This is a genomic window from Lysobacter soli (assembly GCF_009755585.1).
Lineage (GTDB): Bacteria > Pseudomonadota > Gammaproteobacteria > Xanthomonadales > Xanthomonadaceae > Lysobacter_J > Lysobacter_J soli.
Map to the genome: position 1 here is coordinate 1,449,074 of NZ_CP046603.1, position 23,256 is coordinate 1,472,329.

Annotated in this window: 10 protein-coding genes; 6 read left to right on the forward strand and 4 right to left on the reverse strand. The window is 68.8% G+C overall.

Annotation, left to right across the window (positions count from 1 at the left end; genetic code table 11):
• The first annotated feature begins 173 nt into the window (after positions 1–173).
• From GOY17_RS06665 to GOY17_RS06685, 5 genes are read left to right on the forward strand one after another with little or no spacing between them, the layout of a single operon-like run.
• Positions 174–7,475, forward strand: coding sequence for a polyketide synthase (locus tag GOY17_RS06665; protein ID WP_232338544.1), 7,302 nt, complete (start codon positions 174–176; stop codon positions 7,473–7,475).
• Entirely contained in the window at positions 7,472–13,579 is a 6,108-nt protein-coding gene (locus GOY17_RS06670; RefSeq protein WP_157029783.1) for a non-ribosomal peptide synthetase, read from the forward strand. Before GOY17_RS06665 ends, GOY17_RS06670 begins: the two co-directional genes overlap by 4 nt.
• The gene (locus tag GOY17_RS06675) at positions 13,576–14,385 is read left to right on the forward strand and encodes an alpha/beta hydrolase family protein (protein WP_157029784.1); all 810 of its coding nucleotides are present in this window, start codon (positions 13,576–13,578) and stop codon (positions 14,383–14,385) included. Before GOY17_RS06670 ends, GOY17_RS06675 begins: the two co-directional genes overlap by 4 nt.
• Entirely contained in the window at positions 14,382–15,260 is an 879-nt protein-coding gene (locus GOY17_RS06680; protein WP_157029785.1) for an alpha/beta hydrolase family protein, read from the forward strand. Before GOY17_RS06675 ends, GOY17_RS06680 begins: the two co-directional genes overlap by 4 nt.
• A gap of 1 nt (position 15,261) precedes the next feature.
• Entirely contained in the window at positions 15,262–16,758 is a 1,497-nt protein-coding gene (locus GOY17_RS06685; RefSeq protein ID WP_157029786.1) for an oligosaccharide flippase family protein, read from the forward strand.
• Positions 16,759–17,412: 654 nt separating this feature from the next.
• On the opposite strand, the gene GOY17_RS18750 is transcribed toward GOY17_RS06685, so the two are convergent.
• The gene (locus GOY17_RS18750) at positions 17,413–19,245 is read right to left on the reverse strand and encodes a choice-of-anchor Q domain-containing protein (protein ID WP_198173835.1); all 1,833 of its coding nucleotides are present in this window, start codon (positions 19,243–19,245) and stop codon (positions 17,413–17,415) included.
• Between the two features lie 119 nt (positions 19,246–19,364).
• On the opposite strand from GOY17_RS18750, the gene GOY17_RS06690 reads away from it, so the two are divergent.
• Positions 19,365–20,117 (forward strand): YdcF family protein, encoded by a 753-nt coding sequence (locus GOY17_RS06690; protein ID WP_198173836.1) that lies wholly within the window; start codon positions 19,365–19,367, stop codon positions 20,115–20,117.
• On the opposite strand, the gene GOY17_RS06695 is transcribed toward GOY17_RS06690, so the two are convergent.
• Genes GOY17_RS06695 through GOY17_RS06705 form a run of 3 tightly spaced genes read right to left on the reverse strand, consistent with a single transcriptional unit; the run spans position 20,104 to position 23,245 of the window.
• Positions 20,104–21,351: a glycosyltransferase family 4 protein gene (locus GOY17_RS06695; RefSeq protein WP_198173837.1), complete on the reverse strand. Its 1,248-nt coding sequence runs from the start codon at positions 21,349–21,351 to the stop codon at positions 20,104–20,106. The two genes, GOY17_RS06690 and GOY17_RS06695, sit on opposite strands and share 14 nt — an antisense overlap.
• The gene (locus tag GOY17_RS06700; protein WP_198173838.1) at positions 21,351–22,484 is read right to left on the reverse strand and encodes a glycosyltransferase family 2 protein; all 1,134 of its coding nucleotides are present in this window, start codon (positions 22,482–22,484) and stop codon (positions 21,351–21,353) included. Before GOY17_RS06700 ends, GOY17_RS06695 begins: the two co-directional genes overlap by 1 nt.
• Positions 22,481–23,245 carry a polysaccharide deacetylase family protein gene (locus GOY17_RS06705; RefSeq protein ID WP_157029789.1) on the reverse strand — a complete coding sequence of 255 codons (765 nt, stop codon included), beginning with the start codon at positions 23,243–23,245 and terminating at the stop codon, positions 22,481–22,483. The genes GOY17_RS06700 and GOY17_RS06705 overlap by 4 nt, the downstream gene beginning before the upstream one ends.
• Between the last annotated feature and the right edge of the window lie 11 nt (positions 23,246–23,256).

A 23,256-nucleotide genomic window follows, 5' to 3' on the forward strand; every position in this document is an offset into this window, starting at 1 on the left:
CCCGATCGCGACGACACGCCAACCTTTGGCCGCGCAACGCATCCGGGCGCAATGACGCAGCGGAGCCGGCGCGACAACCGGTCTTGACGCAATCCGCCGGCCGATCGACGCCGGTTTGGACGTGATCGTTGCCGATGGCGCACGCCGCCGGCAGGTGGAGAAGGAGCAGGCGCATGGGTACGCGGGCAGTGGCGGCACGGGAAGACACCGGCAATCCGATGCCGGCCATCGATTCGCCGCTGCTGGATGTACTTCCGCAGCATTCCGCTGCAGGCGACGATGCCGCGCAGTCGCTCGCGTTCGCGCTGCCGTCCGATGTTGCAGCCGCGTTGCATAGCGATGACCGCGCGTGTGACGCGCTGGTCGCGGCGCTGGTGTCGGTCGAGGCGTGGCTGTCGGGCGCCGATGACGTCCTCGCAACGGTGCGACGCGACGAAGCATGGCATCAGGCGCGCGTGGCGAGCTCGATCGGCCGCGCGGGCCTGGCCGGCGCGATCGATGCCGCCGATCCGATCGCGGCCCCGCAGCCGTCCGCGTGGGCCGTTTCGGACGAGCACGGCGACATTCCCGACTTCGCCGCATCGAACTGGCGCATCGACGCCGATCGCCTCTGCGTCGACTTCCGCGCGCCGCTTTCGCGCGAAGCCGCGGCGCTGGTCGGCGAGGCCGTCGTCCGCAGCCTGCGCATGCTTTCCGCCGACGCCCACCTGCCGCTGTCGGACATCGACGCGCTGGATCCGGCCGACCGCGCGCGCCAGATCGACGATTGGGCCATCGCGCCGCCCGCGCGCAATGAAGTCGATACCGTCCACGCCTGTTTCGCGCAGACGCTGGCCGCGTTCGCCGACAAGACCGCCGTCGTCCACGGCGATGCCGCCATCACCTACGACGAACTGGATCGATGCGCCGCTTCGCTCGCCGCGCGCCTGCGCACTGCGGGCGTGAAGGTTGGCGACATCGTCGGCGTCGCGCTGCCGCGCTCGCTCGACGCGGTCGTCGCGCTGCTCGGCGTCATCAAGGCCGGTGGTGCCTATTTGCCGATCGATCTCGCGCTGCCCGCCGAACGCGTCGCCTTCATGGTCGACAACGCGCGCGTTCGCGTCATCGTCGTCGATCCCGCGCAGCATGCGCCGGCGCTGCCGCGCGACGCACTGCGCGTGAATGTGCATGGCAACGATGCGCCACTCGCCGACGAGCCCGGCACCGATGGCGACTCGCTCGCGTACGTGCTCTTCACCTCCGGCTCTACCGGCGTGCCGAAGGGCGTGGAAATCCGCCACCGCTCGCTAGTGCGTCGCCTGCGTGGCGTCGACTACGTCAGGCTCGACGCGGACACGCGCATGCTGCACCAGGCGCCGCTCGGCTTCGATATCTCCGGCCTTGAGCTGTGGGGGCCGTTGTTCAACGGCGGCACGATCGTCGTGCACGACGAAGTGGCGCCCACCGCCGCGCGCCTGCGCGACACGATTTCGCGCCTCGGCGCCAACGCCGGGATCATGGCCGCGGCGCTGTTCAACGCCGTCGTGGACGAGGACGCGACGATCTTCGCGAACATGCGCGACCTCATCGCCGGCGGCGAAACGCTCTCGGTCGACCACATCCGCCGCATGCAGGCCATCGCGCCGCAGCTGCAGCTGCACAACGGTTACGGTCCGACGGAGTGCACGATCATGTGCACGTCCTACGCGATCCCGCGCGATCTGCCCGCGGATGCGGCGTCCATCCCGATCGGCCGCGCCTTGCAGGACACCACCGCCTACGTGCTGAACCGTCGCCTCCAGCTGCTGCCTGCCGGCGTGATCGGCGAGCTGTGCGTGGGCGGCGCGGGCGTTGCGCGCGGCTATCTCGCACGTCCCGAACTCAATGCGGAGCGCTTCGTGCCCAATCCCTTCCTCGACGGCGACGTGCTGTACCGCACCGGCGACCAGGTGCGGCTGCGCGAGGATGGCCTGATCGAATTCGTCGGCCGCACCGACGCGCAGGTGAAGATCCGCGGCCATCGCATCGAACTGACCGAGATCGAGTCCGTGCTCGCGCGTCATCCGGCGATCGCCTCGTGCGTGGTCGTCGCGCGCGCCGATTTCCCCGGCGAGAAGCGCCTGGTCGCGTACTACGTCGATACCGGCGTGGAAGCCCACGCGCCGCAGCTGCGCGCGCATCTCGCCGCGGCGCTGCCGCCGTACATGGTGCCCACGCGCTATGTACGGATGGACGAACTTCCGCTGACGACCAACGGCAAGATCGACCGTCGCGCCTTGCCCGCACCGGATCGCCGCCGGCCCGAACTCACCTCCGATTTCGCAGCGCCCATCAGCGCACTCGAAACGAAGCTGTGCGGCGCGTTCGGCACGCTGCTCGACATCGACGGCGTCGGTCGCGACGACAACTTCTTCGAACTCGGCGGCAGTTCGCTGCTGGCCGTGCGCCTGGCCGAGCAGATCCGCGTGGAGGGCTGGCAGTACGACGCCGCCGGCCCGCGCGTGGCCGCGCCCACGATCTTCCAGAACCCCACGCCTGCGCGCCTTGCGGCGGTGCTCGAAGGCGTACAGATTACGCACGCAGCGACGCGCCGCACGGTCGACGCGCGCGAGCCGATCGCCATCGTCGCCATGGCCGGGCGTTTCCCCGGCGCGGACGACGTGGAAGGCTTCTGGAACAACCTGTGCGAAGGCCGCGATTCGATCACCCAGTTCCGCATCGACGAACTCGATCCGGCGGTGAGCGCGGCCGACCGCAACGATCCCGGCTACGTCGCCGCGCGCGGCGTGATCGACAACGTCGAACTGTTCGACGCGGCGTTCTTCGGCATCGGCCCACGCGAAGCGGAGCTGATGGACCCGCAGCAGCGCATCTTCCTGGAACTGTGCTGGGAGTGCCTGGAGCGCGGCGGCCATGCGCCCGACGCGACCGGTTCGACGGTCACCGGCATCTTCGCCGGCATGAACAACGCGACGTACTTCCAGCGCCACGTGTCCGCGCATCCGGAACTGGTGAACCGCGTCGGCGCGCTGCAGGTGATGCTCGGCAACGAGAAGGACTACATCGCCACGCGTGTGGCGCACAAGCTCAACCTCACCGGGCCTGCGGTCAGCGTGCACACGGCGTGCTCGACCTCGCTGGTCGCCATTGCACAGGCGGTGGAAAGCCTGCAGTCCGGCCTGTGCGACATGGCGCTGGCCGGCGGCATCGCGGTGACGTGCCCGCCGCGCAGCGGTTACCTCTACCAGGAAGGTTCGATGTTGTCGCCCGACGGCCACACGCGCACCTTCGACGCGAATGCGAAGGGCACGGTGTTCGGCGATGGCGCGGCGGTGGTGCTGCTCAAGCGGCTGTCGGACGCCATCGCCGACGGCAACCCGGTGTACGCGGTAATCCGCGGAAGCGCGCTCAACAACGACGGCGCCAATCGCGCCAGTTTCACCGCGCCCAGCAGCGAAGGGCAGGCGGCGGTCATCGCGCTCGCGCACGACAAGGCGGGCGTGGACGCGCGCAGCATCACGTATGTCGAAGCGCACGGAACCGCGACGCCGCTAGGCGATCCCATCGAAATCGAAGGCCTGACGCGCGCATTCCGCCGTTCCACCGGCGATGCGGGCTTCTGCCGCATCGGTTCGCTGAAGAGCAACGTCGGCCACATGGTCACGGCGGCCGGCGCGGCGGGCGTGATCAAGACCGCGCTGTCGCTGCACGAGAAGCGCATTCCCGCGAGCATCCATTTCGAATCGCCGAACCCGACGATCGACTTCGCCAGCACGCCGTTCGTCGTGAACGCGCGCATGAGCACGTGGGAACGCGAGGGCGATGCGCCGCGTCGCGCGGGCGTCAGTTCCTTTGGCCTCGGCGGCACGAACGCGCATGCCGTGCTCGAAGAAGCGCCGCTGCTGCCCGGATCCGACGAGGCGCGCGGGCCGCAGCTGCTCGTGCTGTCCGCGCGCACGCCGGCCGCCTTGGGCGCGGCCACGGCGCGACTGGCCGATCACCTCGACGCGAATCGCGACGCGAACCTCGCCGATGTCGCATGGACGCTTGCGGTTGGGCGCAAGGCCTTCGCGCACCGCATCGCGATTGCGGCGGACGACGTGGCGACCGCAATCGAAACGCTGCGTGCACCCGACACGCAGGCCGATGCACTGCGCAGCCGTCCAGCACGCGCGGCCGAAGTCGTCTTCATGTTCCCGGGGCAGGGCGCCACGTATCCCGGCATGGGTCGCAGCCTGTACGAGGCCGAGCCCGTATTCCGCGATGCGCTGGACGAATGCGCCGGGCTGCTGCGCGACGACCTCGGCTTCAGTCTTCGCGAACGCCTGTTCGCCGACGACGCCGAAGCGCTGTTGCCGACCTCGATCATGCAGCCGGCGACGTTCGCCATCGAATACGCGCTGGCGAAGTGGTGGATGAGCCGCGGCATCGCGCCGGCGATGATGATCGGCCACAGCATCGGCGAGTTCGTCGCCGCGACGCTGGCCGGCGTGTTCGAACTGCGCGACGCCTTGCACCTCATCGCGCGCCGCGGTGCGCTGATGCAGGCGCAGGCGGCCGGCTCGATGCTGTCGATCCGGCTTCCCGCCGATGCGGTACGCGACCGGCTGCCGGCGACGCTGTCGCTCGCTGCGGAAAACTCGCCGCTCGCCTGCGTGGTCGCGGGCGAATCCGATGCCGTCGCCGCGTTCCAGGCGCAGCTGGAAGGCGAGGGCATCGCCTGCCGGGCGCTGCGGACCTCGCACGCGTTCCACTCGGCGATGATGGAACCGGTGGTCGCGCCCTTCCGCGACGCCGTAGCCGCGGTGCGCCTGAACGCGCCGACGCGGCCGATCGTCTCCACCGTCACCGGTGCGGTGCTGACGGCGGAGGAAGCCACTTCCCCGGACTACTGGGCGCGTCACCTGCGCGAGCCGGTGCGCTTCTCCAGCGCGCTGCAGGCGCTGCTGGGCGACGCCGACGCCGCCTCGCGCGTGCTGCTGGAAGTCGGCCCGCGCGGCACGCTGAACGCGCTCGCGCGGCAGCAGCCAGTGGTGCAGAAGCAGCGCATCGCGACCGTCGCCAGCCTCGCCGACCACCCGTCGAGCGAGCGCCGCGACCTGCTGGCCGCCGCCGGAAAGCTATGGAGCCAAGGCGCGGCGGTCGATCCGTCGGCCTTCGACACGCGTGCGATCCGCCATCGCGTGCGGCTGCCGACCTATCCGTTCGAGAGACAACGTTATTGGGTGGAGGCGGTTGCTGCGAGTCCGGGCAACGTCGTCCCACACCCCGCCGTCGCCACCGCCGCACGAACCAACACCGTACTGGAGCCCGTCATGCCGTCCGCGTCCCTTACAGCCGTGCCCGCCGCCGCCACCGTCCCCGCCGCGCCCGCTCCCGGCCGTCGCGAACGCCTGGTCGGGCAACTGCGCGGCCTGTTCGAGAACGTCGCCGGTTTCGACATGAGCGACGCCGACGCGGACACCAATTTCATCGAGCTCGGCCTGGACAGCCTGATGCTCACGCAGGTCGCCGTGCAGCTGCAGAAGACGTTCGAGGTGCCGGTGAACTTCCGCCAGCTGATGGGCGATTGCAGCAGCCTGGATCGCCTGGCCGGCATGCTCGACGCGACGCTGCCGGCCGAAGCCGCGCCGGCTCCCGCACCCGTGGCGGCCGTGGCCGTCGCGCCGGTGACCGCCGCACCGATGGTGGCGATGGCGCCCGTCGCGCTGCCCGCGCTGGACGGCGGCAACGACTTCACGCGCCAGGTCATCGCGCAGCAGATGCAGCTGATGGCGCAGCAGCTTGCGCTGCTGTCCGGCGGCGTCGCGGCGCCGGTGGCTGTTCCGGTTGCCGCCGCGCCGGTCGCCGCCACTCCCGCGCCAGCCGCCGCCGCGCCTGCGCCGCAGCCCATCGCACTGCCGAAGTCCGCCGAGGGCGAGGAAGACACCGGCGCCGTGCAGCAGAAGTACGACGTCAAGAAGGCCTTCGGCGCCATCGCGCGCATCGAGAGCCAGGTCGACACCGATTTGTCTCCGCAGCAGAAGGCCAAGCTCGACGCCTTCATTGACCGCTATGTCGCCCGCACCCGCAAGTCGAAGGAGTACACGCAGGCCCATCGCGCGCAGCTGGCCGATCCGCGCGTGGTCAACGGCTTCCGCCCGCTGACCAAGGAGATCGTCTACCAGATCGTCGTCGAGCGTTCGAAGGGTTCGCGGGTGTTCGACATCGACGGCAACGAGTACGTCGATGCGCTCAACGGCTTCGGCATGAGCCTGTTCGGCTGGCAGCCGGACTTCGTCCTCGATGCCGTGCGCGATCAGCTCGACAAGGGCTACGAGATCGGCCCGCAGCATCCTGTCGCCGGCGACGTCGCGCAGCTCGTGTGCGAACTCACCGGCCACGATCGCGCCGCGCTGTGCAATACCGGTTCGGAAGCCGTGCTCGGCGCGCTGCGCATCGCGCGCACCATCACCGCACGCAGCACGGTGGTGCTGTTCACGGGCTCCTACCACGGCATCGTCGATGAAGTGATCGTGCGCGGCACCAAGTCGCTGCGCGCCGTGCCGGCCGCGCCGGGCATCCTGCGCAACACCGCCGAGAACGTGCTGGTGCTCGATTACGGCACGCCGGAGGCGATGGAGATCATCAAGTCGCGCATCCACGAGATCGCCGCGGTGCTGGTCGAACCCGTGCAGAGCCGCCGCCTGGACTTCCGTCCGGTGGATTTCCTCAAGGAACTGCGCCAGCTAACGCAGGACAACGGCGCGCTGCTGATCTTCGACGAAGTGGTCACCGGTTTCCGCTCGAATCCGGGCGGCGTGCAGGCGATCTTCGGCATCAAGGCCGACATCGCGACCTACGGCAAGGTCGTCGGCGGCGGCTTCCCCATCGGCGTGATCGCCGGCAAGCGCGAGTACATGGACGCGCTGGACGGCGGCCACTGGCAGTACGGCGACGATTCGGTGCCCACCGTCGGCGTGACGTACTTCGCCGGTACGTTCGTGCGCCATCCGCTCGCGCTGGTGGCGGCGAAGGCGGTGCTGGAGCACTTCAAGGCCGATGGCGGCGAACTGCAGAAGCGCCTCAACGCGAAGGCCGAAGCGCTGGCCGCCGACATCAACGCCTATTGCGCCGACGTCGGTGCGCCGGTGTCGGTGAAGCAGTACGCGTCGGTGTGGAAGACGCACTGGCACGAGGCGCATCCCCTGCAGGACCTGCTGTTCGCGTCGATGCGCATGCGCGGCATCCACATCCTCGACAACTTCCCGTGCTTCATCACCACGGCGCACAGCGACGAGGACATCGCGCGCATCGCCGCCGCCTTCAAGGACGCGGTGGCCGAACTGCAGGACATGGAACTGCTTCCGCGTCGTGCCGCGACGCCGAAGACGGTAATGGACGCCAGCAAGCCCGTCGTGCCCGGCGCGCGACTTGGCCGCGAACCGGATGGCACGCCCGCGTGGTTCGTGCCGAACCCGGAGCAGCCGGGCAAGTACATGAAGGTGAGCGCATGAATGCAGCCGCATCGGACAAAGGCCTGTTTCCCGGCGCCGTGCCCGAGGACTCGACGGTCGACTACGATCCGTTCGCCGAAGGCACGCTGTCGCGCGTAGCGCCCACCACCGAACCGCAGCGCGAAGTATGGCTCGCCGACCAGCTCGGCGTGGATGCATCGCTGGCGTACAACGAATCGATCTCGCTGGATTTTCGTGGCGAGCTCGACGCCGACGCGCTGCGCGATGCGTTGCGTGGCCTGGTCGCGCGCCACGACATCCTGCGCGCGAACTTCGGACCGGACGGCCGCACGCTGTGCGTCAACGACGAGCGCGAAATCGACCTTGCGCTGACCGATCTGTCGTCGCTGGACGATGCCGGGCGCAACGCGCGCGTGGTCGCGCACGCGCGCGAGGTCGTGGAGACGCCGTTCGATCTCGACCACGGTGCGCTGTTCCGCGCGGACCTGCTGCGCCTGGCCCCCGCGCATCACCATCTGGTGCTCACCGCGCACCACATCGTGTGCGATGGCTGGTCGTGGTGGGTGATCGTGCGCGAACTGGGCACGCTGTACTCGCAGGCCGTGGGCCATGCGGCGCAGGCGCTGCCGCCGGCCGAGTCCTTCGCCGACTATGCGTTGGCCGAAGCCGAACATCCGCATGGCGCAACCTATCGCAGCGATGAAGCGTACTGGCTGTCGCGCTTCGCCGATGGCGGGCCGATCCTCGATCTTCCGACCGACCGCGCGCGTCCAACGCGCCGCACGTTCCCGTCGATCCGCGAGGATCATCTCCTCGACAACGATCTCGTCGCCGCCGTGCGCCGCCTAGGCGCGCGCCAGGGCGCGAGCCTGTTCGCGACGCTGCTCGCCGGTTTCGCCGGCCTGCTGTCGCGCCTGACCTCGCAGAACGACGTGGTCATCGGCATTCCCGCCGCCGGCCAGTCGGTGGACGGGCATGACCACCTCGTCGGCCATTGCGTGAACCTGCTGCCGCTGCGGTTCGAACTCGACCACGCGCAGCCTTTCGAGCAGGCGCTCGGCGGCGCGCAGTCCACGCTGCTGGACGCCATCGAACACCAGCGCTACACCTTCGGCACGCTGCTGAAGAAGCTGCCGCTGCAGCGCGATCCCGCGCGGCTGCCGCTGTGCAGCGTGATGTTCAACATCGACCAGGCGATGGATCAGGAAAGTACGGGCTTCCATGGCCTGGGCATGCGCCTGATTACCAACCCGCGCAGTTACGAGAACTTCGAACTGTTCGTCAACGCCGTGCAGGTGCAGGGCGGCATGCGGCTGGAATGCCAGTACAACACCGACCTGTTCGACAACGCGACGATCCGCCGCTGGATGGCCGCGTACGAAACGCTGCTGCGCGAGGCCGTCGCGCGCCCGGACCTGCCGTTCGGCCGGTTGTCCGTGGTGTCGGAATACGCGCGTGCGGAGCTGCAGGCGTTGCAGCCAGCGAAGGTCGCGTTCGATCACGAATGCCGCATGCACGAGGTGTTCGAACGCCAGTGCGACCGCACGCCGGATCGCGTCGCCGTCGAATTCAACGACGAGCACGTGCGCTATGACGAACTCGAAGCGCGCGCCAATCGCATCGCGCATCTGCTGCGCGCGCGCGGCGTCCATCGCGGTTCGCTGGTCGGGCTCGTGCTCGACCGCGGCGTGGACATGCTCGCCGGGCTGCTCGGCGTGCTGAAGGCCGGCGCCGGTTACGTGCCGCTCGACCCTAATTTTCCGGCCGAGCGCCTGTCGTACATGGCCAGCGACGCCGGCCTGGCCGCGTTGCTGACGACGACCAAGCACGCCGACCACTTCGACCTGCGCGGGCGCCCGGTGCTCGCGCTCGACACGTTGCAGGATGAACTCGCATCGCTGCCGACCTCGCGCATCGGTCGCGACGCTGGCGCGGCGCAGCCGGAGTCGGTCGCCTACGTCATCTACACCTCCGGTTCGACCGGTCGCCCGAAAGGCGTGCAGGTGCCGCATCGCGCGGTCAGCAACTTCCTGTCGAGCATGGCGAAGGAACCCGGCCTGGGCGCGGAGGACCGCCTCGTTGCGGTGACCACGCTGTCGTTCGACATCGCCGTGCTCGAACTGCTGCTGCCGCTGAGGGTGGGCGCGCGTGTCGTGCTCGCCGACCGCGTCACCGCCGCCGACGGCGTCGCGCTCAAGGCGCTGATCGCCCGCAGCGGCGCGACCGTGATGCAGGCGACGCCGGCCTCGTGGCGGCTTCTGCTCGATGCCGAATGGCGGGGCGATGCGAACTTCAAGATCCTGTGCGGTGGCGAAGCGTTGCCGCCGGACCTGGCGTCGCAATTGCTCACGCGCTGCGGCTCGCTGTGGAACGTGTACGGCCCGACCGAAACGACGGTGTGGTCGACGTGTTCGCGCGTGACGTCGGCCTCGGACATCCACATCGGTCGTCCGATCGACAACACGCAGGTGTGGATCCTCGATCCTCGCGGCGAGCTGTGCCCGCTCGGCGTGCCGGGCGAGATCTGGATCGGCGGCGATGGTGTGACGCTGGGCTATCTCGATCGCGCGGAACTGACGGCCGAGCGTTTCGTGGCCGATCCCTTCGCGGCGTCGAAGGGCGCGCTGCTGTATCGCACTGGCGATCGCGGCCGCTGGCGGCAGGACGGCGTGCTCGAACACCAGGGACGCCTGGATTTCCAGGTGAAGGTGCGCGGGTACCGCATCGAACTGGGCGAGATCGAAGCGCTGCTCGCGGCGCATGCGCAGGTCGCGCGCGCGGTCGTGGTCGCGCGCGAGGATCGCCCCGGCGACGTGCGTCTGGTGGCGTATGTGGTGGGCGAGGGCGGTGCACTCGACGAAGCGGCGCTCGTGTCGTACCTCAAGGGGTCGCTGCCGGATTACATGATCCCGCAGCACATCCTGTTCCTCGACGCGATCCCGCTGCTGCCCAACGGCAAGATCGACCGCAAGTCGCTGCCCGCGCCCGACCTGACCGTGAAGCTGGCCGGCGAACGCGTCGCGCCGCGCAATGCGCTGGAACGCACGATCGCCGATGCCATGGCGAAAGTCCTCGGCGTCGCGGAAGTCGGCGTCGACGATGATTTCTTCTCGCTAGGCGGGCATTCGCTGCTCGCCGCGCAGCTGACCTCGCGCATCAACAAGGAGCTGGGCATCACGCTGTCGCTGCGTGCGCTGTTCGACGGCCCGACCGTCGCCAAGCTTGCGCGGATGGTGCAGGGCATGGACGGCGAGGCGCTGCCTGCGCGCGAGCCGATCAAACCACTCGCCGATCGCACGCGCGGGCCGATGTCGGTCATGCAGGAACGGCTGTACCTGCTCGAACAGTTCAACCCCGGCCAGATCACCTACAACACGCCCAGCGCGCATCGCCTGCGCGGGCCGCTGCAGCTGGAGGCCTTCCAGGCGGCGCTGAACGCGATGATCCAGCGCCAGAGCGTGCTGCGCACGACGATCGGCCTCATCGACGGCGAGCCGATGCAGATCGTGCACGACGTGGTCGACGTCGACATCACCGACGTCGTCGACGTGAGCCATCTCCCCAAGGACGAGCGCGAGGCGGAAGTCTCCCGCCGCATGGACGCGCTCATCCAGACGCCGTTCGAACTCGACCGCGCGCCGCTGATCCGCTCGCGCCTGTTCCGCCTCGGGCCGGAAGAGCACGTGTGGTTCTTCATGACGCATCACCTGATCTGGGACGGCTGGTCGTTCGACCTGATGTATACCGACATGGCCGAGCTCTACGCAGCGCAGCTTGAGAAGCGCGAGCCGAAGCTGCCGGAACTGACGGTGACGTACGCGGATTTCTCCGCGTGGCACCGCGACTGGCTGCAGGGCCCGGAATACGCGAAGCAGCTGGCGTTCTGGCGCGAGCGGCTGGGCGGCGTCGGCCACGCCATCGAAGCGCTGCCGACCGACCTGCCGCGTCGCCCGGGCATGTCGGGGCGCGGCGTCACGCATCGCATCACCGTCGCCAACGACGTGACCGCAGCGCTGCACGAGACCGCGCGCAAGGTCGACGCGACGCTGTACATGGTGCTGCTCACCGCGTATTTCGCGCTGATCAGCCGCACGTCGAACCTGCGCGAGCTGATCGTCGGCACGCCGGTGCGAGGGCGCAACACGGCCGAAGTCGAGAACCTGATGGGCTACTTCACCAGCCTGCTGCCGCTGCGGATGGAGATCGATCCGTCGATGACCTTCGCGCAGGCCGTGAAGCAGGTGAAGGACGTCGTGCTGGACAGCTTCGCGCATCCGGACATCCGGCTCGAAGACCTGGTGCGAGAGCTGAGCGTGCGCAGCCGGGAAGGCGGCGCGGTGCTGTACCACGCGCTGTTCTCGTTCCAGGACATCCGCCAGCGCATGTGCGAATGGGGACCGCTCACGCATGAGCGCTATCCGGTGTTCCAGACCGCATCCACGCAGGACCTGGGCCTGTGGTTCGTCGAACAGGACACGGGCCTGTCGGGCGGCTTCATCTACAACGCCGACATCTTCCTGGACGAAACCGCCGCGCTGCTGCGCGATCGCTACGTCGCGGTGCTGAAGGCGCTCGGCCGCGATCCGTCTTTGACGCTGGAGGAGATCACGCAGTTCGACGACGGCCAGCCGCTGCGTTTCGGTCGCACGCTCGATCCAGCGGAAGACGCGCCAGCGGAGCCCGCGGCCGCGACGGCCGAACAGATCGACGAGCCGCTGGACGAACCCGGCCTGCAGCTGCTCGAGATCTGGCGCGACCTGTTGCGCAAGCCGGACATCGGCGCGGACGATGATTTCTTCTCGCTCGGCGGGCACTCGCTGCAGGCCGTGCAGATGTTCCATCGCTTCAACAAGCAGACCGGCGTCAACCTGCCGCTGGCGACGCTGCTCACCGCGCGCACGGTGCGTGCGCTGTCGCGCGAGTACCAGCGCGTGAGCAACGACATCCACGCGCATGGCGACGACGCACGTCCCGATCCGTGGGCGCCGCTGGTTCCGATCCGCCCGCACGGCGAAGGCGCACCGCTGTTCCTCGTGCATGCGGTCGGCGGCAACGTGCTGAACTACCGTCCGCTTGCCGAGGCGATGCCCGCCGGCATCCCGGTCTACGGCCTGCAGGCGCTCGGCCTGGACGGCCGCACCGCACCGCTGGACAGCGTCGAGAAGATGGCCGAACGCTACGTGCGCGAGATCCGCAGCGTGCAGCCGCACGGTCCGTACCACCTGGCCGGCGGTTCGATGGGCGGCATCATCGCCTTCGAGATGGCGCAGCAGCTGATGGCCGCCGGCGAAACCGTCGGCATGCTGGGCCTGGTCGATACGTCGGCCGAGTTCGGCATCCGCTATCGCGCGCAGGCGCAGCGCGGATTCTCCGGTCGCGTGCAGCGGCTGCATCGGCGCATGCAGGGACAGACGCTGGGCGAGCGCATCGCGACGCTCGGCGGCGTCGTCGGCGGGCGCCTGCAAGCGTCGAAGCTTCGCCAGCAGGCGCAGCAGGCACGCGACGCGGGCGAGGAACTGCCGCACAACGTGCGCTACGCCGAGCTCGAAGCCACGCACATGCGTGCGTACGTGAAGTACTTCGTGAAGCCGTATGCGGGCGGCATCGTGCTGTTCCGCGCCGACAACCAGCCGCCGGAGCTCAGCGCCAAGCCGAAGCTAGGCTGGGAAGCAATGTGCGGGAACGTGCATGTCGTGCCGATTCCGGGCGACCACCAGGGCATGATCGAATCGCCGGCGCTGGTGGCGAAGCTCGCTGCGGCGATCCTGAGCGCGCAGGGGCGCGGCGAGTCGGCGCCTTCGGTGGAGAAGGACAATGCGCCGGAGAACGATGCCGTCGCCGACCACGACCCGCGCGCGATCTACCTGCGCGAGTTGTGGAAGGAGCTGCTCGGCGTCGACGTCCGCGCGCAGGACAACTTCTTCGACCTGGGCGGCAACTCGATGCTCGCCGTGCAGATGTCCAGCCGCGTGGCGAAGGACACCGGCGTGCGCATCCAGCTGATGCGGCTGGCGGCGACGAACCTGGCGCAGATCGCCGCGGACCTGCCGATGAACATTGCGCGCGAGGAACGCAGCGGCATGGGGTCGCGCATGGCACGCACGATGAAGCGCCTGCTGCGCACGCCGGGGCCGGTCGAATGAGCGCGCCGTTCCTTTTCGGTGCGCCCGGACGCAACCTGTTCGGCCTGTTGCACGGGCGCGAGGACGCGAATCCGGAGTCGAACCAGGCGCTGCTGCTGTGCGCGCCACTGCTGCAGGATGGCATCCGCAGCCATCGTGCGTTGTGGTCGCTCGCGCAGACGGTGGGGCAGTACGGCATTCCCGCGCTGACGTTCGACTGGTATGGCACCGGCGATTCGGGCGGCCAGGACATCGAGCTCAGTCTGCCGGGCATGCTCGACGACCTGGAACGTGCATCGACCGAGCTGCTGCGCCGGGGCGAAGTGGACAGCGTGCAGTTCCTCGCGCTGCGAAGCGCGGCGTTGCCGCTGCTCGCCGCGCTGGAACGCCGCGTCGATCCGGTCGACGTCGTGCTGTGGGATCCGCAACTGGTCGGCGCGACGCTCGTGGCCTCGTGGAAAGAGCAGCATCGCCAGCAACTGCATGGCAGCGGCCGCTACGTGAACGTCACGCACGAGTCCGACGACGGCGAACTCCTCGGTTTCGGCGTCAGCGATGCGTTGCTCGATTCGCTTGCCGCGCTGGACGCCGCGCACCTGCGCCTGCCACGCGGCAGCCGCGTGCGCATGGCGGTGTGGGAAATGGACGAGGAGCTCGATCGCTTCGCCCGCGAGCAACGCGCTGGCGGCGTGTCGGTGGAAGCGGTGCTGCTCGACGAAGGCGAGCGTCCCGAATGGAACGTGCCGTCGCGTTTCGGCGGCCAGGTATTCCCGCGTCGCGCGGTCGCCCAGCTCGCGCAGCGCATGACCGCACAGGTGCCGTGGTGAACCTGCAACTCGACGAGAAGGCGCTGGAAGGCCGCACGGAAGTCGCACGGTCGCACGCGCACGCGGCGCACGCGCGTGATGCGTTCACCGAGACCGCGCATGGATTCGGCGACGGCCTCGTCGGCGTGGTCACGCGGCCGCACGGCGACGTGTCGAAGGTCGGCGTGCTGCTGCTCAATGCAGGGCTGACGCGCCACACCGGTCCGTTCCGCATGCACGTCGAACTAGCGCGCATGCTCGCGGCGCTGGGCTTCGCGGTATTGCGTTTCGACCAGTCCGGCCTCGGCGACAGCGCGCTGCCGGGCAAGGCCGCGGGCGAGCGTCGCCAGCGCGAGATCGACGCCGCGATGCGCGTGCTCGCGCACGAAACCGGTGCGGAGCGGTTCGTCCTTTGCGGCCTGTGCTCGGGCGCCGACGACGCGTTCCATGTCGGCGCCGTGGATGCGCGCGTCGCCGGGGCGATCCTGCTGGACGGTGTGGCGTATCCGACGCCAGGCTTCTGGGTTCGGCATGTCGTGCCGCGATTGTTCGACGTCGGAAAGGTGCTGCGTTTCCTGATGTCGCGCCGCAATCCCGCGCCGTCGCTGTCGGATTTCCGCGACTGGCCCGAACGCGCGCAGGCACGCGGCATGCTCTCGGAAATGGTCGCGCGCGACGTTCGGCTGCTGTTCGTCTTCACCGGCGGCGCGTACCACTACTTCAACCATCGCGCGCAACTGGCCGCGAGCCTCGGGCGCGCCGCGCAGGAGAAGCAGGTGAGCCTGGAGTTCTGGCGCGAATACGACCACACCTTCTTCCTTCGCAAGCATCGCGGCGTCTTGTTCAAGCGCATCGCCGCGTGGATGCAGGTCGAATTCGGCGCGCGGACGCCCTGAAATGAGCAACGGCACCCCCGGTCTGGCCCGGCATTACCTGCGCTACTCCACCGCCAACCTGCTGGTGATGATGGCGGGGCTGGTGTCGTTCCCGCTGCTCACGCGGCTGCTGGACAACACGCAGTACGGCATCCTCGGCTACTACGAAACCTGGGTGCTGATGGCGGTGGCCGTCGCCAAGCTCGGCGCGCAGCATTCGATCCAGCGCTTCTATCCGCACGGTGGCGACGAGGAGCGCATGCGTTCGTTCGCCACGAACCTGTTCTACCTGCCGATGATCGGCTCGCTCGCGTTGTGGGCGTTCGTCGGTGCGGTGGTGATCGTGCACGGCTACGTGACCGGCGATGGTCATTCGCCCGTCTTCTGGATGGCGCTGGTGATGACGCCGATGCTGGTGTATTCCAGCCTCGTCGAAACCGTGCTGCGCGTGACGGAACAGTCGCGCACGGTGATGCTCACGCGCGTTGCCTGGCGCTGGCTGCAGCTTGCACTCATGCTCGGCGCGGTCCTGGCGGTGCAGCACACCGCGGCGGCGGCGTACGGCGGAAAGCTGCTCGCCGTGGTGGTCGGCATGGCGTTCTACTTCGGCTGGGCGCGCCGCAACCTGCATTTCGCGCGCAGCCGCATGGATGCGGCCGAACTGCGCCAGTCGTTCGCCTACGGCATGCCGCTGGTGGCGACGGAGATCCTCGCCGTGGCGCTGGTGTCGGTCGACCGCATCATGCTCAAGAACCTGTCGGGCGATTTCGCGGTGGTCGGCATCTACAGCGTCGGTGCGGCGCTGGCGATGCAGGTGCACATGTTCATGAATCTCACCGTGTTCGAGTCGTTCACGCCCGCCGCGAACCGCGTGTTCACCACCGACGGCGCCGCGGCCGTGCGCGCGCTCAAGCGCACGATGCTGATGCCGATGACCTATGCCGCGATCGGCGTCGCAATCCTGCTGTGGACGCTGGGCACGGACCTGATCATCGCGCTCAGCGGCGCGGGCAAGGCGCAATCGGGCCCGGTGTTCGAACTGATGGGGGCGATGAACGCGATCCTGCCGGTGATGCTGGTCTGCGGCTTCGGCCTCGTGTTGGAACGCCGTACGAAAACCGTGTTGGCACTGATGTGCCTCGCGGTGGCGGTCAACGCAGCGCTGAACTGGTTCTGGATCCCCGCGTACGGCGTGATGGGCGCGGCGTACGCGACGCTGGTGAGTTCGGCGGTGTCGAGCCTGGCGGCGTGCGTGATGGTGGACCGTTCACTGCGACAGTTCCCGGATGCGAAGACGCTGACCACGGTCGTTTTCGCCGCGATCGCCGCGCTGCTCGGCGAATGGGTCACGGTGCAGCTGTCGCTGCGCCCGGGATGGCAGCGGATGCTCGTCGGCGGAATGCTGATCGGCATGCCGTATCTGCTGGTGCTGCTGGCGCTCGATGGGCGCCTGCGGGCGATGCTGTATCCGAAGCTGCGTGCCGTCGAGCGGCGGATTGGCGAAGGGGCGGTGGGGTAGGCGCTGCGGTTGTCGGGGCTTTCGGCATTCCTCGCCGGCAAAACGCTTTAACCGTCATCCCGGCGAAAGCCGGGACCCAGGCCCGCAACCTCCGGGCACACTCGTCCCAAGTGATCGGCGCCGGGCTCGCGCTTTTGCTTCTGCCTTACGCCTTTGATCTACCAGCGACTTAAAGCGAGCCGAGCACCGGAGCCGGAAAAGGGCGAAGAGTCGCCCGCTGTTTGAGCGCAGCGAGTTCGGGCGACGTCCCTTTTCCGGTGAGGAGCGCAGGGCACCGCCGCGCAGCGGCGGCTCGCGTCAGGAGCGAACGGTTTTGGTTACTTTTGCCAAGACAAAAGTAACCCGCTCGTTCACGAGCGGAAGCTGTTGATCTTGCTTTCGCTTCGATCGCCCAGATCCCGCTTCGCGGGAGTAACCGTTCACCGCGGAGGCAAAAATGGATTCCAGCTTTCGCTGGAATGACGACGGGTGTTGTTCACCGCTCCGGGGTGCCCCGACGCTGCGGGCCTGGGTCCCGGCCTTCGCCGGGATGACGGTGATGTGGGTCGTCGCGCCCGAAGAGCCCAGGCATGGCGGGCGTGGGCGCGCGCGCCGCGGGAACGACCGCGTTGAATTGCAGATGCCTTGAAGTCGGATCGACGAGAGGGTCAACCCTCACCCCACCTTCCGCCCCCGATGCTTCCGCAGCGCCGCCGCCACGCCGGCGGTGAGCAGCGACGCCACCGCGATCGTACCGATCATCCAGCCCGACGACTGCGTCGGCGTCACGGCACCCGACGACGTGCCGTCGATGGCCGACCCATCGCCTGCAGCGGCCTTCGACGCTGCAGGCGCCGCGCCCGCAGCAGGCGCGGCAGCCGCGGTTCCGCCCTGGTATTCGACTGCGCCGATGTCCGCCGCCGCGCCCATCGGTCGCGACTGCCGCAGGAAGTCCGACGTCACGCTCGTGTTCTGCGTCGCATGGTCGATCAGCGGGCTGCCGGCCAGCGGTGCGGGATCGAACGTGGCCATGTCGCTGCTGGCGATCTTCGGTTCGCGTCCGCACACGTTGCCGGGCGGGCACATGTCGTCCTTGACGTCCCAGAACGCGTTGCCCGCGAAGCTCACCACCGCCGTGCTGTCGTCGGCGTAATGACCGCAGCTGCGCATGTCGCCGTCGCTGGCGGTGACGTCCTTCTGGCCGATCAGCGCGTTGTTGTAGATGTCCACGCGCGAGGTCGCGTTGCCGCCGGCGGTGAGGATCAGGCAGTCGCCTTCGCCGGTGATGGTGTTGTGCCGCACGGTCGCGGTCTGCTTCGGGCCCACGCCGATCGACAGCGCGTTGCCGTATGCGCGGCACATGTCGCCGTCGCTCATGTCGTATTTCTTGTGGAAGTACGCGCACTGGCCGACGATCACCGAGTTCTCGACCAACGCGTTGCCCGCGGTCTTCACCTGGTTGCCGGCGTTCGCCGCGGCATAGACACGGCGCACGACGACCGTCGCCGTCCTCGATTCGTCGGTGTACAGCAGGTCGAGGCCGTCGGACGTGTTGTGGTGGATGCGCGAGTCCTCCACCAGCCAATGGCCATCGGTCTTGCCGGTGCCCAGGCCGTCGCCGTAACCGCCTTCCTCCTGCGCCCAGCACGCGTAGGGCTCACCGGTCTGCCAGCGTTCGGCGCAGCCGTTCCAGGCGATTTCCACGTTGCGGAACACGATGTCGCCGTCGTTCGAACTTTCGCCTTCACCGACGTCGCCGTCCCAGCCCGCCCAGCCGTTGGCGTGGATGCGCACGCGTTCGATGGTCCAGTCGCGAAGCCCGCCGGCCATGACGCCGCGGCCCGACAATCCGTGGATGTTCAGGTCGTGCAGCCAGACGTTCTTCGAGCGTTTCGCGCCGATGCCGATCGATGCCCATTGCCCGAACGGCGGCGCGTCGCGCTCGCAGCGCACGTCGTCGTTCGCGTGGAATTCCACGCAGTCGCTCTTGTCGGTGATCTCCAGGCAGCCGACTTCGACGTTGTCGGCGTCCTGCAGGTTGAACACCAGGTCCACGCGGTTGGTGCCCCACAGCTTCGGCGGCGCCTTGCAGCCGGTGTCGTGGCCGGCGCCAAGGATGCGCGTGCGTTGCTGCGGCGTGCCACTCGGTGGCGACGCGGGATAGCAGTCGTACGGCGAGGAGCGGTCGCAGCGCGTGCTCTTCGTCGAGAGCCCCGGCGACTCCCAGCCGATCATGTATTCGCCCGGTCCGATGATCAGCGTGTCGCCGCCGTCGATGCGGGGGCGATCGTTGGTCGGCAGCGCGTAGTTCGGATGGCTCCATGCGCAATCGACGTTGTTGCCGCTGCCGGGATACGCCGCGTCGGCGCGACCGTTGCATTGCTCGTCGGTACCGCCGTCGGTGCGTACGTAGTACGTCGTTGCCGAAGCGGTCGACGGCATCGCCCATGGCGCGATCGCGCAGGAAAGCAGCAGGACGAAAGGAAGGCGAAACCGCAGGATGGCCATGGCGTGTTCCGGCGCGGGGAAGGGGACGGGCGCGCGTGCCCGCTACCGTGAAGAACGCGTTGCGCGGCTGCGTGCGGCCTTCTCGCGCGCGTTGCCTGTTCATGCAAGACTGCGGCGCCATGAGCCACCTCCTGCTCTCGCCGATGACCTGGGCCCTGCTGTGGATGGCCGCGGCGTGGCTGACATGGCGGCGCGCACGTGCGTGGTGGCGCGTGGTGTTGATCGTGGCGGGGCTGACCATCGTGGTGCTGTGCATGCCACTCGGCGCGAACCTGCTGATCCGCGCAGTCGAGACCCGCGTGCCCGCATCCGCACATTGCGGCGCGAACGATGCGGCAGCGCCCATCGTGGTCCTGGCCGGCGGCCTGGAGGACGAGCCCCGCGCGCAGGACGACTACATCGCGCTGACGCCATCGAGCTGGCGCCGCCTGCGCGCCGGCGTCGAACTGTGGCGACGCGGCGCGCCGGTGCCGATGACGATCGCCGGTGGCGGTCCGTTCGCGATCAGCGAGGCCACGGTGCTGGGACGGCTCGCGCAGGACTGGGGCGTTCCCGCGCAGCGGTTGCACGAGGAGACGCAGTCGGCCAACACATGGGAAAGCGCGATGGCGCTGCGCGGATCGCTGCCGCCGCGGGTGCGCGTGGTGAGTTCGGCGACGCACCTGCCGCGCGCGCTCGTGGCGTTCGAAGCGGCGGGCTTCACGCCCTGCATGGTCGCGAGCGATTCGCTGTATGTCCCGATGGGGAGTGTCGGCTACTTCGTGCCGCAGCTGTCGGCGATGCAGAAGACGCAGATCGCGCTGTACGAGCTGCTGGGCGAGGCGAGTTACCGGTGGCGGGCGCGTAGAGAGCCCACGACTACGCCTCGATAGCCCCCAGATCCGCCAACGCCGCGCGCACCGGCCGCACGTTGCCGTTGAGCAGCGGCTCATACGCACGCAGCAGACGTGCGCCGATGGCCTCCCAGCCGTATTCGTCCTCGGCCAGGCGTCGCGCCTCGATGCCCAGTTCCGCCACGCGTACGGGCGAATCCAGCAGCGACAGCACGGCGTCGGCGAACGCCTGCGCATCGTCGGCATACAGCGCACTACGATCGTGTCGAAGCGCGATGCCTTCGCTGCCGATGCTCGTGGTGACGATCGCCTTGCCCAGCGCCATCGCCTCCAGCACCTTCAGGCGCGTGCCGCTGCCCGCGCGCAACGGCACGACATAGACCGACGCGTCGTGCACGTGCGGACGCAGATCGTCGACGAAACCGGCGAGGTCCACGTTCGCGCGCACCGTTTCGGGTATCTCGAAACCGTCTGCCTTGCCGACCAGCTCGAAACGCGTGCCGGGCCGGCGCGCGAGGATGCGGGGGAAAACATCGCGCAGGAACCAGTCCACGCCGTCGCGATTCGGGAACCAGCCCATCTGCCCGACGAACACCAGCCGGTCCGGATCCGGCGCATGCGCGGCAGGGTGGTTGGTTTCCAGATCGACGCCGTTGGCGACCACGTGCACGTTGCAGTCGGGCACCAGATCGCGCAGGCCCTGCGCATCGACATCGGAACACGCCAGCACCGCATCGGCGCGCTCGCAGGCGCGACGCTCGAAGGCTTCGAGCTTGCCGACCTGGCTGCCGAGGAAACGCCGCGCCCATCCGCGCGTCTCGATACGTGCGCGTGTGGCGAGCAGGCGGTGTTCGACGTTGTGCGCGTTGAGCGTGACCGGCACGCCCTCGGGCACGCAGTCCGCGTGTGCGATCAACGGCAGCATGTCGAAGTGGACGAGGTCGGCATCACGCGCGAGTGCGCGCAGGCGCTCGCGCAGCGCGGCCGAGTCGTACTTGGCGACGAGGAAAGGTGTCGGCGTCAGCGTGCCGCGCAGGGCGGCGCGTGCGAGCGCGCCGCGCGAACGTTCGGCCGGAATGCGGAAGGTCTCCACGCGCGTCATCGCCGCATGCAGCGTGGCGGCTTCGGCGGGAAGGTCGTCGTTGCGCTGGAAGCTCAGCAGCGTGACCTCGTGCTTCGACGCGAGCGCACGCAGCACGTGCCAGGCGCGCAGCTGGTGGCCCTCGCGCGGCGGGAAGGGGAGGCGGCTGGTGAGTGCGAGGATGCGGGCCATCAGTGCTTCTTCCACAGCCGCGACGGGTCCATCGCCAGCGAAGCGGGCAACGACAGCAGCGCGGCGAAGTTCAGCATCACGAAACTGCTTGCCGCCGGCAGCAGCGGCAGGCGTGCGGCGATGCGCGGCAGCACCAGACCGCCGAGCGCGCCGGCGTAGGCGAGCAATTGCAGGCCGAACAACGTGCGATACAGCGCGCCGCCCGCGAACGCACTCGCCGCCAGCGCGACGAGCAGCGCCCACGGCACCAGCAGGCGCAGGAACTTGTGCGAGAACCACGCGAAGAACACGGGATTGGCGAACGGATTGGCCAACCATGGAAGTCGCCTGATCAGCTGCCAGTTCCCGGCGAGCGTGCGCAGCTTGCGCTGGAATTCCTCGTCGACGCTGTGGCTGGCGCGATCGAACGCGAGCGCCTCGCGCGCCATCCACACGCGATGGCCGGATCGCAGCACCTGCAGCGGCATCCACATGTCGTCGAGCACGGTGCCAGCGGGAATCGCCACGCACAACGAGCGACGCAGCGCGTGGATCGAACCGCTGACGCCGTGCAGCCAGCCCAGGCGCGCTTCGTCCGAACGCAGGCGTTTCTCCATGCGCCAGTACAGGCCGACACCTTCGCCGGTGCCGTGATCGGCGGCGGCGATCACCAGCTCGCCGCTCACCGCGCCGACCGATGGATCGGCGAACGGCGCGCACAATGCACGCAGCGCGCCGGGCGAGAAGCGCTGGCGCACGTCGGTGAACGCCACCAGTGGCGTGTCGACCTGGCGCAGCGCAATGCTGAGTGCTGCGGCCTTGCCGACGTTGTGCGAAAGATCGATCACGCGCACGCGTTCGTCGTCGACGGCCGCCGCCGCGCGTGCGGTGCCATCGCGACTGCCGTCGCTGACGACAAGGACCTGCAGGCGATCGGCCGGGTAGTCCTGTTCGAGGATGTCGCGCACACGCGCGGCAATGCGCGCCTCCTCGTCGAAGGCTGCGACGACGACGGTGACGTGTTCGCAATCCGCGTCGTCCTGGAACGGTGCATGCCCGTAGCGGCGCGCGAGCAGGGTCGCCAGCAGCGGATAGCCCGCGTACGCCCACGCGACCAGCCCGATGCACAGCCAGAAGAGGACCGCGGCGTTCACAGCAGGCGCTCGCGCAGGCGCTGGTAACCGTCGTTGCCGAGCACGCGCTTGGGCAGCGCGAGCGCGGCATGCCGCGCCTGCATCCAGCGTGCGGGCAACCCGCGCCAGTGCACCAGCGCGGCGAAATCGTCGAGCGAGAGGTTGCGCGTCACCGGCAACCGCTGCAGCCACGTATCGGCGCGGCGGCGCTTGTTCGGGCCCGGAACAGAACCGAGCAGATGCCGGTAGCCGAGCTGCTGCGCCGCAAGCAGCTCGCGTTCGCCGCCGCGCCCGCCGGGCAGTGCGAGCGAGTCGATCGGCCGGCCGCAGATCTGTTGCAGCCGGCAGCGGCTGTCGTCGAGTTCCGCCATGAGGTCGGCGACATCGAGATCGGACAGGAACGAATGCGTGCGCCCGTGCGAGCCGATGCCCATGCCGTTTGCGGCTAGCCGGCGGATATCGTCGGGCGCGAGCATGCCGCACTGGCCGATGAAGTCGGTGGTGACGAAGAACTCCGCGCGCAGGCCGCGCTCGAGCAGCAACGGCATCGCGATCTCGACGTTGGACACATCGCCATCGTCGAAGGTGATGATCACGTCGCGCGTGCCATTCGCGCCCGACAGCGCGTCTTCGAGCAGCGGCGCGCGATGTCCCTGCTGCACCAGCCAGTCCAGCTGTCGCGCGAACATCTCCGGATGCACGCTGTAGACGGGATCGAAGCGGCCGCGCGAGGATTCCTCGCGATGCAGGCCGTGGTACATCAGGATCGGCAGCGTTCCCATGACGGTGCCCT

Bases quoted from the DNA above. Each gene is read 5' to 3' on its own strand.
- GOY17_RS06665 (WP_232338544.1), top strand. From the start codon at position 174: ATGGGTACGCGGGCAGTGGCGGCACGGGAAGACACCGGCAATCCGATG.
- GOY17_RS06670 (WP_157029783.1), top strand. From the start codon at position 7,472: ATGAATGCAGCCGCATCGGACAAAGGCCTGTTTCCCGGCGCCGTGCCC.
- GOY17_RS06675 (WP_157029784.1), top strand. From the start codon at position 13,576: ATGAGCGCGCCGTTCCTTTTCGGTGCGCCCGGACGCAACCTGTTCGGC.
- GOY17_RS06685 (WP_157029786.1), top strand. From the start codon at position 15,262: ATGAGCAACGGCACCCCCGGTCTGGCCCGGCATTACCTGCGCTACTCC.
- GOY17_RS18750 (WP_198173835.1), bottom strand. From the start codon at position 19,245: ATGGCCATCCTGCGGTTTCGCCTTCCTTTCGTCCTGCTGCTTTCCTGC.
- GOY17_RS06690 (WP_198173836.1), top strand. From the start codon at position 19,365: ATGAGCCACCTCCTGCTCTCGCCGATGACCTGGGCCCTGCTGTGGATG.
- GOY17_RS06695 (WP_198173837.1), bottom strand. From the start codon at position 21,351: ATGGCCCGCATCCTCGCACTCACCAGCCGCCTCCCCTTCCCGCCGCGC.
- GOY17_RS06705 (WP_157029789.1), bottom strand. From the start codon at position 23,245: ATGGGAACGCTGCCGATCCTGATGTACCACGGCCTGCATCGCGAGGAA.